Annotated in this window: 11 protein-coding genes; all 11 read left to right on the top strand. The window is 65.2% G+C overall.

Annotation, left to right across the window (positions count from 1 at the left end):
* The first annotated feature begins 292 nt into the window (after positions 1–292).
* The 11 genes from mraZ to O3932_RS03670 all read left to right on the top strand — a co-directional run bounded on the left by mraZ (position 293) and on the right by O3932_RS03670 (position 12,839).
* A complete protein-coding gene (mraZ, locus tag O3932_RS03720; protein ID WP_034505352.1) occupies positions 293–724 on the top strand; it encodes a division/cell wall cluster transcriptional repressor MraZ in 432 nt (143 codons plus the stop codon).
* A gap of 114 nt (positions 725–838) precedes the next feature.
* Positions 839–1,864, top strand: coding sequence for a 16S rRNA (cytosine(1402)-N(4))-methyltransferase RsmH (gene rsmH / locus O3932_RS03715; protein ID WP_299240824.1), 1,026 nt, complete (start codon positions 839–841; stop codon positions 1,862–1,864).
* Positions 1,861–2,253, top strand: a complete 393-nt coding sequence (locus O3932_RS03710; RefSeq protein ID WP_296503996.1) for a hypothetical protein — start codon at positions 1,861–1,863, stop codon at positions 2,251–2,253. Before rsmH ends, O3932_RS03710 begins: the two co-directional genes overlap by 4 nt.
* A gap of 17 nt (positions 2,254–2,270) precedes the next feature.
* Positions 2,271–4,004: a peptidoglycan D,D-transpeptidase FtsI family protein gene (locus tag O3932_RS03705; RefSeq protein ID WP_371536322.1), complete on the top strand. Its 1,734-nt coding sequence runs from the start codon at positions 2,271–2,273 to the stop codon at positions 4,002–4,004.
* Between the two features lie 18 nt (positions 4,005–4,022).
* Complete coding sequence (gene murF, locus O3932_RS03700; protein ID WP_371536319.1) at positions 4,023–5,420, top strand: UDP-N-acetylmuramoyl-tripeptide--D-alanyl-D-alanine ligase; 1,398 nt, start codon at positions 4,023–4,025, stop codon at positions 5,418–5,420.
* Positions 5,417–6,502 (top strand): phospho-N-acetylmuramoyl-pentapeptide-transferase, encoded by a 1,086-nt coding sequence (gene mraY / locus O3932_RS03695; RefSeq protein WP_314736271.1) that lies wholly within the window; start codon positions 5,417–5,419, stop codon positions 6,500–6,502. The genes murF and mraY overlap by 4 nt, the downstream gene beginning before the upstream one ends.
* Entirely contained in the window at positions 6,499–7,944 is a 1,446-nt protein-coding gene (gene murD / locus O3932_RS03690; protein WP_371536316.1) for a UDP-N-acetylmuramoyl-L-alanine--D-glutamate ligase, read from the top strand. The genes mraY and murD overlap by 4 nt, the downstream gene beginning before the upstream one ends.
* Complete coding sequence (locus tag O3932_RS03685; RefSeq protein ID WP_009648712.1) at positions 7,931–9,187, top strand: FtsW/RodA/SpoVE family cell cycle protein; 1,257 nt, start codon at positions 7,931–7,933, stop codon at positions 9,185–9,187. Before murD ends, O3932_RS03685 begins: the two co-directional genes overlap by 14 nt.
* Positions 9,188–9,221: 34 nt before the next feature.
* Complete coding sequence (gene murG / locus O3932_RS03680; RefSeq protein WP_009648714.1) at positions 9,222–10,346, top strand: undecaprenyldiphospho-muramoylpentapeptide beta-N-acetylglucosaminyltransferase; 1,125 nt, start codon at positions 9,222–9,224, stop codon at positions 10,344–10,346.
* Positions 10,339–11,730, top strand: a complete 1,392-nt coding sequence (murC, locus tag O3932_RS03675) for a UDP-N-acetylmuramate--L-alanine ligase (protein ID WP_315294501.1) — start codon at positions 10,339–10,341, stop codon at positions 11,728–11,730. The genes murG and murC overlap by 8 nt, the downstream gene beginning before the upstream one ends.
* Positions 11,727–12,839: a cell division protein FtsQ/DivIB gene (locus O3932_RS03670; RefSeq protein WP_315294503.1), complete on the top strand. Its 1,113-nt coding sequence runs from the start codon at positions 11,727–11,729 to the stop codon at positions 12,837–12,839. The genes murC and O3932_RS03670 overlap by 4 nt, the downstream gene beginning before the upstream one ends.
* Positions 12,840–12,896 lie beyond the last annotated feature (57 nt).

Below are 12,896 nucleotides of genomic sequence, written 5' to 3'. Positions count from 1 at the left end.
TCCACTTTCCACCCCGAGATGGCTCAGTTCCCTGTCGTTAAACCTCGGCCTCGTCCCCGAGAGCTGAATAATCCCCAAAAGATCAGTTTTGGGGTTTGTTAGCGCTGTATCACTCCAGTCACGCGCGGCATGATATGTGTCATATATTTCCCCACTTTTCTCCACAGCCTATTTTCGTTGCTAACTCGCCAAAAAGGTGCAAAGTATTGAGCGCCACGCCGCCCCTTTCCCTGTAAATATGGTGCGAAGTGGGTTAAAGTGGGGGAAAGTTCCGAACAGGGGAGGGGGTGACATGTTCCTTGGTACGTACGAACCTAAGCTCGACGACAAAGGGCGCATGTTTCTGCCCGCGCGATTTCGCGAAGACATGCAGGGCGGGATTGTCCTCACTCGCGGACAAGAGCACTGCATCTATGCATTCCCCGCCGCGGAATTCGAGAGTATGACCGAGGAGCTGCGTCGCGCCCCCCTGACCTCCAAGCAGGCCCGCGACTGGATCCGCGTGATGCTCTCGGGAGCCTATAAGGAAGTTCCTGACAAACAGGGACGCATTAGCGTCCCGGCAGATCTGCGTGCGTACGCCGGTCTGGATCGCGAACTCGCCGTCATCGGCGCGGGATCGCGAGCAGAAATATGGAATGCCTCGGCCTGGCGCGAGTATCTCGCGGTCCAGGAGGAGGTGTTCTCCAATACAGCAGAAGAAATTATCCCCGGGATGTTCTGACCCGTACTCCGAGGTCTCCGCCCGCTGTTCCGACATCACTTCCCCGATGGCGGAGCACGGTGGGGGACCTGGGTGGACGGATCGAACACGAGTGAGCGTGGAAGGAGGCGCGACATGACTGATGCACCTGAGACGGTGCGCGATTCGTCGCGCCGCTCCGATCTCGGTCGCCCTGCCGCCGAGCGTCACGTCCCGGTCCTTCTCGCCGAGTGCCTCGACATGCTGGCCCCCGCGATTGAGGGACCCGGAGCGGTCCTGGTCGACGCCACCCTGGGCATGGGCGGGCACACGGAGGGCGCGCTCGAAAGATTCCCCGAACTGACCGTCATCGGCATTGACCGAGACCCGCAGGCTATTGACCTGGCCTCGGCCCGCCTCGAGCGCTTCGGGGATCGCTTCCGCGCGGTGCACACGACCTACGACTGCATTGACGAGGCCGTGGCGCGCCAGTGTGGCGTGGGAGCGCGGGTGGATGGTGTCCTCATGGATCTGGGCGTCTCGTCCCTGCAGCTGGACGAGGCCGAGCGTGGCTTCGCCTATTCCAAGGATGCGCCGCTTGACATGCGGATGGACGCCACGAGCGGACCCAGCGCAGCGGACCTGCTGGCCACGGCCTCGGAAGGTGAACTGATCCGTATTTTGCGCACCTACGGCGAGGAGAAGTTCGCACCGCGCATCGCGCGACTGGTCATCCGGCGTCGGGACGAAGCGCCGATCAGGCGCACCGGAGAACTCGTCGACATTATTCGTGAGGCCATTCCCGCGCCGGCCAGGCGCACGGGCGGTAACCCCGCCAAGCGCACGTTCCAGGCGCTGCGCGTGGCAGTGAACGACGAGCTTACGATCTTGGAGCGGGCGCTGCCCAAAGCCCTGGCGAGCTTGCGAGTGGGAGGACGACTGGTCGTCGAGTCCTACCAGAGCTTGGAAGATCGAATAGTCAAGGATGTGCTGCGGCGCGGATCCAGCAGTGCCGCCCCTCCCGGGCTGCCGATTATTCCCGACGACATGGCTCCCAGCCTGCGGCTTCTCACCAAGGGCGCAGGAAGAGCCGACCGAGCTGAACAAGACCACAACCCACGATCTGCTTCCGTGCGACTGCGCGGAGCTCAACTCATCCGCGACTGGAAGGATCTCTCATGAGTGCAGCAACCGCCAAAGCCCGCCCCGCGGCACGTCCGGAGTTGCGCCGTGAGGAGGTCCGCGAATTTCACGTCGTCGAGGGGACTCGCCCGCGTCGATCAGTCGTGGCCATCCTCATGCTGCTGGTGGCCGTCGCGCTGGCCTCCGTGCTGGCGTCGATGGTCCTGAACACGCGTATGGCTCAGACATCCTTCGCGATTCGCGAGCAGCAGCTTCAGCTCAATGAGCTGGAGGCTCAGGCCTGGACGATGCGTGCCGAGCTGGACCGTAAGGCCTCGCCGACGGAACTCGAGAAGGCGGCGAAGGCGAACGGTATGGTGCCTGCGGGTGCCTCGGGCTTCATCACGCTTGAGACGGGAACCGTTGAAGGCGGGACCCCCGCGAAGTAAGACAGACCCCAGTGCCTATGGATAGCGTTATATCGCGCTCGCGCTGGATCCTCGTGATCCTGATCGGCGCGATGTGTCTATGCGGCGTGCGTTTAGTGCAGCTCCAGATCATTGAAGGGCCGGTGTTGGCCGCCCAGGGGCAGCGCGTGCGCACGTCGTCGACCGCTGTTGCCGCAGCGCGCGGGTCGATCACGGACGCGACGGGCGTCGTGCTGGCGAACTCGATCCAGACCTACGACATTGCGGTGAACCAGGTGAACATTCGTTCCTACGTTCACTACGATGACGAGGGCAACGAGGTTGGTCGTGGCCCGGCCGAGGCCGCCCACCAGCTCGCCCCTCTCCTGGGCGTGGATGAGGCGGAACTGGGCGGCATGATGCTGGGGGAGTCAACCTACGAGTACATCAAGCGCAATGTTGACGCGGTGACCTACCGAGAGATCCGCAAGCTCGACATTTACGGGATCGAGTGGGAGTCGGTCTTTGAGCGTGAGTATCCGAATGGGAACGTTGCGGCCCCCGTTATTGGTACGGTGAATGCCGAGGGGCAGGGGTCATCGGGTATGGAAGCTCAGTTTGACCAGCTGCTGACGGGCACGCCGGGCGCGCAGGCCTTCGAGATCGCTCCCAACGGCGCGGTCATGCCGGGCGGCAAGCGCACTACGGTCGAGCCGAAGAACGGCGGATCGGTGGAGCTGACGATCCACGCTGATCTGCAGCATCAGGTTCAGGACCTGTTGGACGCGCGTGTCGCGAAGCACCAGGCGGACTGGGGAACGGTCGTTATCGAGGACGTTGCGACGGGCCATATTCTGGTAATAGCCGACTCGAACTCGAAGGAGCCGGACAATGCTCACCCGCAGAAGGTGCATGCCGTGCAGGACACCTTTGAGCCGGGTTCGGTGGGAAAGCTCATTACCGTGGGTGCTGCCCTGAACCAGGGGACGATTACGCCGACCAGCGTGTTCCAGGTTCCCTACTCGCTGAATCTGCCGGACGCGGGCGGCCCGATCACGGACTTCCATCAGCATGGTGGTGAGTCGCTGACGGCGACGGGCGTGCTGGCCGAGTCGTCGAACACGGGTACCGTGCTGATTGGTCAGACGATGACGGATGATCAGCGCTATTCGATGATGCGTGCCTTTGGCTTTGGCCAGGAGACGGGTATCGAGCTGCCCGGTGAGTCGGCTGGCCTGCTGCGCAGCTCCGACGACTGGAAGGGCCGTGATCGTTACGTGACGATGTTCGGTCAGGCGTACGCGATTACGGCGGTTCAGGAGGCGTCGGCGCTCGCGACGATCGCGAACGGTGGCGTGCGTATCATGCCGCACATCGTGAAGTCGTGGACGAACGCGGATGGCACGGTCGAGGTTCCTGAGGGGACCCAGCCGGTGCAGGTCCTGGAGGCGACGACTGCCTCGCAGCTGCTGACCATGATGGAGTCCGTCGTCGAAGATGACTTGGGTACCGCAGCCGCCTCGAAGGTTCCGGGGTATCGCGTCGCCGTGAAGACGGGTACCGCGGAGACCATTATCGACGGTTTGTCAGGCCTTGTGTCGACGACGGCCGGCATCGTCCCGGTTGATGCTCCGCGTCTGGCCATTGCCGTGGTCCTCTATAATCCGAGGGTGGCGTCGGTGTCGTCTGAGTCGTCGGCGCCTCTGTTCGGTGACATAGCACGTTCTGCCGTTGGTAACTTGGGTATTCCGGCCTCGTCTGGGTCGGCTACCCTGTACCCGACGACTCCGTGAGCCTGAAGGAGAAGAAGCATGCGGACATCAGCGCAGTGGATTGCTGAGGCGGTTTCTGGTCGCCTCGTGGGAAACGACGTGGGCGTCACCGGAAGCGTGGTGACCGATTCCCGAGAGGCGCAGGCGGGGTCGCTGTACGTCGCGCGTCGCGGTGAGAGCGCCGACGGGCACGCCTTCGTGGCCGGTGCCGTGGAGCGCGGAGCGGTCGCCGTCATCGTCGAGCATGAGGTTGACGAGGCTGTGGCACAGATCGTCGTCGAGGATTCGACTGAGGCGCTGGGTGCCCTTGCTCGCGCGCACGTCGAGGCGCTGCGATCCACTGGGGCGCTGGACGTCATCGCGATGACGGGGTCCGTGGGCAAGACGACCACGAAGGACTTGCTCTTCCAGATCATGAGCGCTGACGGGCCGACGGTGGCTCCCAAGCTGTCGTTCAACAATGAGGTCGGGCTGCCCCTGACTGTCCTGCAGGCTGACGAGACGACGCGACACTTGGTCCTGGAGATGGGTGCGTCGGGTCCCGGCCATATCGCGTACCTGACGGATATTGTTTCCCCGGACGTGGCCATTGAGTTGTGTGTGGGCCATGCTCACGTGGGTGGCTTCGGCGGTTTCGAGGGCGTTGCTGCCGCGAAGGCCGAACTCATCAAGGGCACCCGCCCCGGCGGGCCTGTCATTCTTAACACCGACGATCCGAACGTCGAGGCGATGGCGCCTCTGGCGACTGGCACGATTGTTCGCTTCTCTGCTTCGGGCAACGAGCGCGCGGACGTGCGCGCGTGCGACGTGCACATGGACCGCGCGGATCGTGCGTCCTTCACTCTGGTGACACCTGAGGGCAGTGCCGAGGTTTCGCTGGCAATTGTTGGCCGCCACCACGTGGCCAATGCGTTGGCGGCCGCCGCGGGTGCCCTTACCCTGGGCGTGGACCTGGCGACCGTCGCCAAGGTGCTCTCGAACGCCCGCGCCCTGAGTCCCCACCGCATGGATGTGCATGAGCTCGTCGTGGATGGCTGCGAGCTCACTCTCATCGACGACTCCTACAACGCGAACCTCGACTCGATGCGCGCGGGGATCGCCGCGCTCGCATCGATCGGCGCTGAGTCCCGGAAGATCGCGGTCCTGGGGGAGATGCTCGAGCTGGGGGAGGACTCTCAACCTCTGCATGAGCAGGTTGGCGCGATGGTTGCCGAGGCGGGCGTAGAGACGCTTATTGGCCTGGGTGCCGACGCGCACTACTATCTGGAGGGAGCCAGCGCGGTGACCAACCGTGTGGTTGCGGAAGATCCTGCCGACGCAGCCCGCCTGGCTCTGGAATTCGCCGCGGACGGTGCCGTCGTCCTGGTGAAGGGTTCTTTTGGTTCATATTCATGGCAGGTGGCTGACATCCTGCGGGAGAAGGGAATGACCCGGTGATTGGTCTTATCGCTGCGTTCATCATCGCGATGGCGCTGTCTGTGATGGGCACACCGCTGCTCATCCGTTTCCTGGTGCTGCATCACTACGGCCAATTCATCCGCCAGGATGGGCCGACGCAGCACCTGACGAAGCGTGGAACGCCGACGATGGGCGGCGTTGTGATCATCCTGGCGACCGTGGTCGCCTGGCTGATCGGTGCGCTCTTCGCAGGTGCTGGCCCCTCGTGGTCGGGCATCCTGCTGGCCTTCCTCTTTGTGGGCCTGGGAACCATTGGTCTCCTTGATGACGGCATCAAGATCATGCGTCAGCGCTCGCTGGGCTTGCACCCCTCGGGCAAGATTGTCGGCCAGGTCGCCGTCGCCTCCCTGTTCGCGGGTGGCACTCTGATCCGGCCTAACGAGTTCGGTGAACTCGCGGGCACGCTGGAGATTTCCTTCGCCCGTCCGACGCCGCTGACTCTCGGATTCGCCGGCATGGTCATCGGTGTCATCCTCTACCTCATCTGGACGAACCTCATCGTCACGGCCTGGTCGAACGCCACCAACCTGACGGACGGCCTGGACGGCCTGGCGGCGGGTGTGTCGATCTTTGTCTTTGGTGCCTACACCTTCATCGCCTACTTCCAGCGTATTCAGGCGTGCACGCAGCCGGACGTGAACCGTGCGGCCTGCTATTCGACGCGTGACCCGCTGGACCTGGCGATCTTCTGCGCCGCTCTCATCGGTGCGCTCGCCGGCTTCCTGTGGTGGAACGCGTCCCCCGCGCAGATCTTTATGGGCGACACGGGTTCCCTGGCCCTCGGTGGTGCCGTGGCCGGCCTGTCGATCCTCACCCAGACGCAGCTTCTTGCCATCGTCGTCGGTGGTCTGTTCGTGGCAGTCGTTCTGTCCGACGTCATTCAGATCAGCGTCTTCAAAGCGACGGGTAAGCGGGTCTTCCGCATGGCACCCTTGCACCACCACTTCGAGCTTATGGGCTGGAAGGAAGTCACCATCGTCATCCGCTTCTGGCTGATCGCCGCGATTATCGCTGTCACCGGCGCGGGTATCTTCTACGCCGAGTGGGTGTCTGCTCGATGAGCCGCAGTGCTGCTGTTATCGGCTGGGGTAAGTCCGGCCAGGGTGCCGCGGGCGCTCTTCTGTCCCGCGACTGGTGCGTGAGCGCTTTTGCGGCTGGCCCCGCCGCGACGCTGTTTTTCGACGAGGTCGCGGACGTTTGCGTCCACGTTGAGGAGGACGCAGACGCCTTGGCACGCGCGGTGCTGGAGGCACGCCCCGACCTCGTCGTCGTTTCCCCCGGTATCCCCGCGCATCACCCCGTGTTCGAGGCCTGCGCGCAGGCGGGAATCGACCTGTGGGGCGAGGTGGAGTTGGCCTGGCGTCTCCAGGAGGAGGGGCCTCACGCCGGTCGCCCGTGGTTGACTGTGACGGGCACGAACGGCAAGACGACGACGGTTGGCATGCTGGGGGAGATCCTGCGCGCATCGGGCGTCAAGGCCGAGGAAGTCGGCAATATCGGCACCCCGATCACGCGCGCGATTGACTCCGACGCCGAGGTATTCGCCGTTGAGCTGTCGAGCTTCCAGCTGCATACCGCCTACACGGTGCGCCCGCTTGCTTCCATCTGCCTGAACGTGGACGCCGATCACCTCGATTGGCACGGCAGCGTCGAGGCGTATGCGGCCGACAAGGCGCGCGTGTACGAGAACACGGTGCGCGCCTGCGTGTACCCCGCTGCGGATCGCACGGTTGAGGCCATGGTGGAGAACGCGGACGTCGTGGAGGGGGCTCGGGCGATTGGCCTGACGCTCGGTGCCCCGACTGTCTCGCAGTTTGGCATCGTTGAAGGCCTGCTGGTGGATCGCGCGTTCGTCGACGACCGTCACCGTCACGCGATCGCTCTGGCCCATATTTCCGACCTGGCGGGGGCATACGGAGACCATCCTTCGCCCGCAGTTCTCTCGGACGCGCTGGCTGCAGCGGCCCTGGCGCGGGCCTACGGCGTTGAACCCGAGGCCGTGGAGGCGGGCTTGCGAGCCTTCCGCCCCGCCGGTCACCGCCGAGCCGTAGTCGCGCGCGCTGCAGACCTGACGTGGATCGACGACTCGAAGGCAACGAATGCCCATGCTGCCCGTGCCTCGCTGGCCGGGCTGCCCCCGCGCAGCGCCATCTGGATCGTCGGCGGCGACCCGAAGGGGCAGGATTTCGCGGAACTCATTAGCCAGGTCGAGCCGACCCTGCGTGGCGTGGTTGTGATCGGCGCGGATCGCAGCGTGCTCGTCAAGGAGCTGGCGGCCTGCGCCCCCGACGTTCCTTTCGTCGAGGTGGACGGCCACGAGGATTGGATGTTCTCCGTCGTCAACGAGGCCGTGGCTCTGTCACGTCCGGGTGACACCGTGGTGCTCGCCCCGGCCTGCGCGTCGTGGGATCAGTTCGACAACTATGGTCAGCGCGGCGACGTCTTCGCCGACGCGGTGCGGCGCCTGGCGGCCCAGTGGGGGAGCGCGGGTGGCGACGAATAAGCGCGGCTGGCACATTCCGACGGTGAACGTTCCCCGAATCCGTTTCGGGTCGGGGCAGGAGCACCAGGCGAATCCGGTGATGACTTATTTTCTGGTCATCATTCCGGCTCTGATGCTCTCGTTTTTCGGTCTCGTCATGGGCTTTTCCGCGCAGACGGTGACGTCGATCGCCGAGGGGGAGAACCCGTATACGGCGTACGCGCGTCCGCTCCTTATCATTGTGTCATCGCTTGTGATTGCGGCGATTGTTCAGCTGATTCCGCAGCGCGCGCTGATGACCATGGCCGCCCCGTTGTTTCTGTTTGCGCTTGTTTTTCAGAGCCTCGTTATTACTCCGCTCGGGCGCTCGGAGGGCGGCAACGCGAACTGGGTGAAGATGGGGCCGATCATGGCTCAGCCGTCAGAGCTGCTGAAACTGGCGCTCGTCGTTTTCCTCGCGTGGATTGTCGCGAAGTCCGCGTCGAAGCGCTCGGATGTGAAGGCAATGAGTATCGCGGTTGTACTGCCCATTCTCGTTGCGCTGGGCGCGGTCATGCTGGGTCGCGACATGGGCACGGCGATGGTTGTCGCCATGGGTGCGCTGGGGGCCGTGTGGGTCGCGGGCCTTCCCAAGCGTTGGTTTGGTGTCCTCCTGATGCTGGCGATTCCGACTCTGGTTCTGCTCGTGTTGTCGAATCCGACGCGTATTCGTCGCGTCCTCGCGGTGCTGCCGGGTACGTCGAAGGGGCCGGACGAGTCCGCGCCCGAGCAGATCGACCACTCGCTGTGGGCGCTGGGTTCGGGTGGCCTGACGGGCCTTGGGCCGGGTGCATCGCGTGAGAAGTGGAACTACCTGCAGGCGGCGCACACGGACTTCATTTTCGCGATCGTTGGCGAGGAGTTCGGCCTGCTCGGCACGTTCGCGGTGCTGCTGTGTTTGGCGCTGCTCGTGTGGGGTATGTTCCGCGTGGCGCGCGAGGCCGAGGATCTTTTCGTGGTGATTGCGGCCTCTGGTGTCGGCACGTGGATTGGCGTGCAGACCGTTATTAATGTCTTGTCGGTGACGGGCGTGGGTCCGGTCATCGGCGTGCCCCTGCCGCTCGTGTCTTACGGCGGCTCGTCTTTCCTGTTCACGATCACCTCAGTGGCGGTCGTGGCGTCCTTTGCGCGTGCGCGCGCGGGGATGTGGATGATTGGGAGGCCGGACGAGGCCTCGGCTGGTCGCGACCCGCGGGTGGCACCCCGCAGGCGCTCCGCTCGATAAACTTTCAGCTCACGCTTGCGTTAAGGAGACGCTTATGGTCAAGGTTGTGATGGCTGGCGGCGGAACCGCCGGCCACGTGAATCCTCTTTTGGCGACGGCCGCGCAGCTGCGCGACAGTGGCGCCGAGGTGGTTGTGCTGGGCACGAAGGCGGGCCTGGAGGCGGACCTGGTTCCGGCCGCAGGGTTCCCGCTTGTGGAGATCCCGCGCGTACCGCTCCCGCGTCGCCCCTCGCTGGCTTTCTTCACGTTGCCCTCTCGCTTCTCGGATGCGGTCACGCGCTGTGAGCAGGCGCTTGAGGGCGCGGACGTGCTGGTGGGCTTTGGCGGCTACGTGTCGACCCCCGCCTATATCGCTGCGAAGCGCGCTGGCGTTCCGATCGTCATCCACGAGCAGAACGCGCGTCCGGGCCTGGCGAATAAGGTGGGTGCGCGCAACGCGCGGGTCGTCGCTCTGACGTTCCCCTCGTCGCCGCTGGCTGCTCGCGTGGGTGAGACGGTTGTGACCGGCTTGCCGCTGCGTTCTGCCATCGCTGATCTGGCGAACCGTCGCGCAACCTCCGAAGGGGCTGCGCAGGCGCGCCGCGAGGCCGCCGAACGCCTGGGGGTTGATCCCGAGGCTCCGACCCTGCTTGTGACCGGTGGATCGCTGGGGGCGCTCCACGTGAACGAGTCGATGACGGGCGGCGCGGATGCGCTGCCCGAAGGCGCGCAGGTCGTGCACCTGACGGGTCGCGGCAAGGACGAGCCGGTACGCGCCGCCGTTGAGGCCGCCGGTGTTTCGGATCGCTGGCACGTCATTGATTACCTGACGACGATGGAGGACGCGCTGGCGGTGGCGGACCTGGTCGTGTGCCGTTCGGGCGCGGGCACGGTCGCCGAGATGGAGGCCCTGGGGCTTCCGTGCATCTACGTGCCGCTGCCGATTGGTAACGGTGAGCAGCGCCTCAACGCTAAGGACCACGTTGAGGCGGGTGGCGCGCAGCTCATCGATGACAAGGATTTCACCGCCGACTTTGTGCGCAGCAACGTCTTCCCGCTGCTGGGGTCGACGCGTCTGGCGGAGATGGCGGCTGCCTCGCAGTCGCTGGGGCGTGCGGGCGCGGCTCGCGCGCTGGCGGATCTGGCATTGGCACAGGTGAAGGAGGACGGCCATGAGTGAGCCGACGCTGCGGGATCGTTTCCATCTGATTGGTATCGGCGGCGCGGGAATGAGCGTCGTCGCGGAGCTGTTGGCCTCGCGTGGCGCGACGGTTGAGGGGTCGGATCGTGAGGATTCCGCTGTCCTCGATCATCTGCGTTCGGTAGGCGTGCGAGTCTACGTCGGTCATGATGCCTCCCACGTGGACCCGACAGCCGTCGTCGTGGTGTCCACGGCGATCCGCGAGAGTAACCCGGAACTGGCAATCGCGCGTGAACGCGGACAGCGGGTTATCCACCGCTCGCAGGCACTGGCGCTGGCCGCGTCGGGCATGCGTTTCGTCGGCGTGGCGGGCGCGCACGGCAAGACGTCGACGTCGGGCATGCTGGCGATTGCACTGGCGGCGTGCGGGCTGGATCCGTCCGTGGCGGTGGGCGGCGTTTTGCCGCAGCTGGGGACGGGTGCGCACCTGGGTGCGGGTGACGTGTTCGTCGCCGAGGCCGATGAGTCGGATGGCTCGTTCCTGAACTATTCTCCGTCCATCGAGATCGTGACAAACGTGGAGCCCGATCATCTGGATCGCTACCACTCGCGCGAGGAGTTTGAGCAGATTTTCGTCGAGTTCGCTCGCCGCATGGTGCCCGGGGGCCTCCTGGTGACCTGCGCGGAGGACGAGGGCGCGGTGCGCTTGGCGTCCGCGGCGCGGGCCGAGGGCCTGCGCGTCGTGACTTACGGACGTGCTGGTCGTGCGCTGCACACGCCCGATGTCGTGATCTCCGACGTACGTGTCGAAGCTCGTGGTGCCTCCGCTTCGCTGGCGTGGGGGGACCGCAGCGCCGAGCTGGTCATGGGCGTGCCGGGCGAGCATAACGTGCTCAACGCTGCGGGCGCGTGGGTGGCTGGTATCGAGTGTGGCCTGGATCCGCAGGCCGTCGCCGACGGACTGGGTCAGTTCACGGGCGCGGCTCGCCGGTTTGAGGCCCGCGGCCAGGTGGGCACCCGCCGTCTCTTCGATGACTACGCGCATCACCCGACCGAGGTGGAGGCAGCGATCCGTGAGGCTCGCGTCGTCGCGGACGGGGGAGCGGTCACGGTTGTCTTCCAGCCGCATCTCTACTCGCGCACGCGTATTTTTGCGGAGCGTTTCGCCGCCGCACTGTCCGGCGCAGACCACGTTGTACTCGCGGGGATCTATGGTGCCCGCGAGGATCCGGAACCCGGCGTCGATTCGACGTTGATCTCCTCTCGCGTGCCCGGTGCTGCCTACGTTGAGGACATGCACGAGGCGGCGCGCCTTGCAGCGTCCTTGACGCCCGAGGGCGGCGTGTGTGTGACGATGGGCGCGGGGTCAATCACTCGCTGCGGCACTGACGTTCTTGACGAGTGGAAGCGGATGGAGGTATGAGGCCTCCCTCCCCGAGGCGACCGGGGGGCAGGCGCGAGCAGCCCTCCGCCGTCACCGACGCCGCGGGCGACGAACCCGATGTCGGCGAGGCCACCCCGGCCTCGCCGCGTCGGGTGCGCCCGGGGAAGGGCAGCGAGGAGCACAACCCTCGTGAGGGAACCCAACGTAGCGCTCGGGAAGGTTTTGCTCAGCGCAGGACTCGTGAGCGCGGAGGCGAGAAGAGTTCCCGGGAGGAGGCGCGCGAGCGTCGAGCCCGTGCGCGTGCTGAGCGCGCCGCCCGCGAGCAGGGCGAGGAACGACACTCGCGCGCCGTCGAACGCCGCACGACGCGCGGTGTGCTCGCGACTCCCGTTGCGGCGGCCGACGCGGCCACGCTGCTGGGCAGCGAGGAAGCGACGGACCTGGGGGATCGGCTGCGCGAGCGCACGCGCGCGCGGCGCATGCTGTTACTGCGCCGTATCGCGGTGTCCGTGGTGACGGTTGCGCTCGTGGTTGGCGTGGGATGGCTGGCGTTCTTCTCGCCGCTGTTTGCCTTGTCGACCGGGAATATTCAGGTGACGGGCGAGGACGGAACGCTTGTGACCGTCGACTCGGTGCGTTCGTCAGTATCCCCTTTCGAGGGTGTGCCGCTCACGCGCCTGGACACGCAGGCGGTCTCGCGTGCGGTTCAGGAGAACGTGGCCGTCAAGTCGGCGTCGGTGTCTCGTCGGTGGCCGACGAGCCTCAAGGTGTCCGTGACGATGCGTGCGGGCATCGCGGTTGAGGCTGCCGAAGGAACCTACTGGCTGGTCGACGATCAGGGTGTGCGCTTTGAACGAGTGAGCAGTGTTGGCGGATATCCGCTTGTCACCCTCTCGGGGGATCGCGCCGCGGGAGCCTCTGATGTGGCTTCCATGTTGGGTGCGTTAGACCAGTCGACGCGTTCGCAGGTTTCCGCGATTACCTCGACCGGAACGCAGGTGAATTTCACCCTGCGTGGAGGGCAGACTGTCAAGTGGGGAACCAGCGGAGATGCGCCCCAAAAGGCTCGGGTTCTCGCCACTTTGCTCGCGAATGTGAAGGCGACGACCTACGACGTATCGGCGCCCAATCATCCTGTGACCAGTTAGGTCTTATCCATTGTCCGCGTGTTGGCTTGAAGGATTGCGCGCGGACCCCTAATTTCT

Origin of the sequence: Pauljensenia sp. 20925_1_25 (assembly GCF_041433955.1) — a bacterium.
Taxonomy (GTDB): domain Bacteria; phylum Actinomycetota; class Actinomycetes; order Actinomycetales; family Actinomycetaceae; genus Pauljensenia.
This window is presented reverse-complemented; position numbering and strand designations above follow the sequence as displayed.

Bases quoted from the DNA above. Each gene is read 5' to 3' on its own strand.
- murD (WP_371536316.1), top strand. From the start codon at position 6,499: ATGAGCCGCAGTGCTGCTGTTATCGGCTGGGGTAAGTCCGGCCAGGGT.
- murF (WP_371536319.1), top strand. From the start codon at position 4,023: ATGCGGACATCAGCGCAGTGGATTGCTGAGGCGGTTTCTGGTCGCCTC.
- murC (WP_315294501.1), top strand. From the start codon at position 10,339: ATGAGTGAGCCGACGCTGCGGGATCGTTTCCATCTGATTGGTATCGGC.
- O3932_RS03705 (WP_371536322.1), top strand. From the start codon at position 2,271: ATGGATAGCGTTATATCGCGCTCGCGCTGGATCCTCGTGATCCTGATC.
- murG (WP_009648714.1), top strand. From the start codon at position 9,222: ATGGTCAAGGTTGTGATGGCTGGCGGCGGAACCGCCGGCCACGTGAAT.
- mraZ (WP_034505352.1), top strand. From the start codon at position 293: ATGTTCCTTGGTACGTACGAACCTAAGCTCGACGACAAAGGGCGCATG.
- rsmH (WP_299240824.1), top strand. From the start codon at position 839: ATGACTGATGCACCTGAGACGGTGCGCGATTCGTCGCGCCGCTCCGAT.
- O3932_RS03710 (WP_296503996.1), top strand. From the start codon at position 1,861: ATGAGTGCAGCAACCGCCAAAGCCCGCCCCGCGGCACGTCCGGAGTTG.
- O3932_RS03670 (WP_315294503.1), top strand. From the start codon at position 11,727: ATGAGGCCTCCCTCCCCGAGGCGACCGGGGGGCAGGCGCGAGCAGCCC.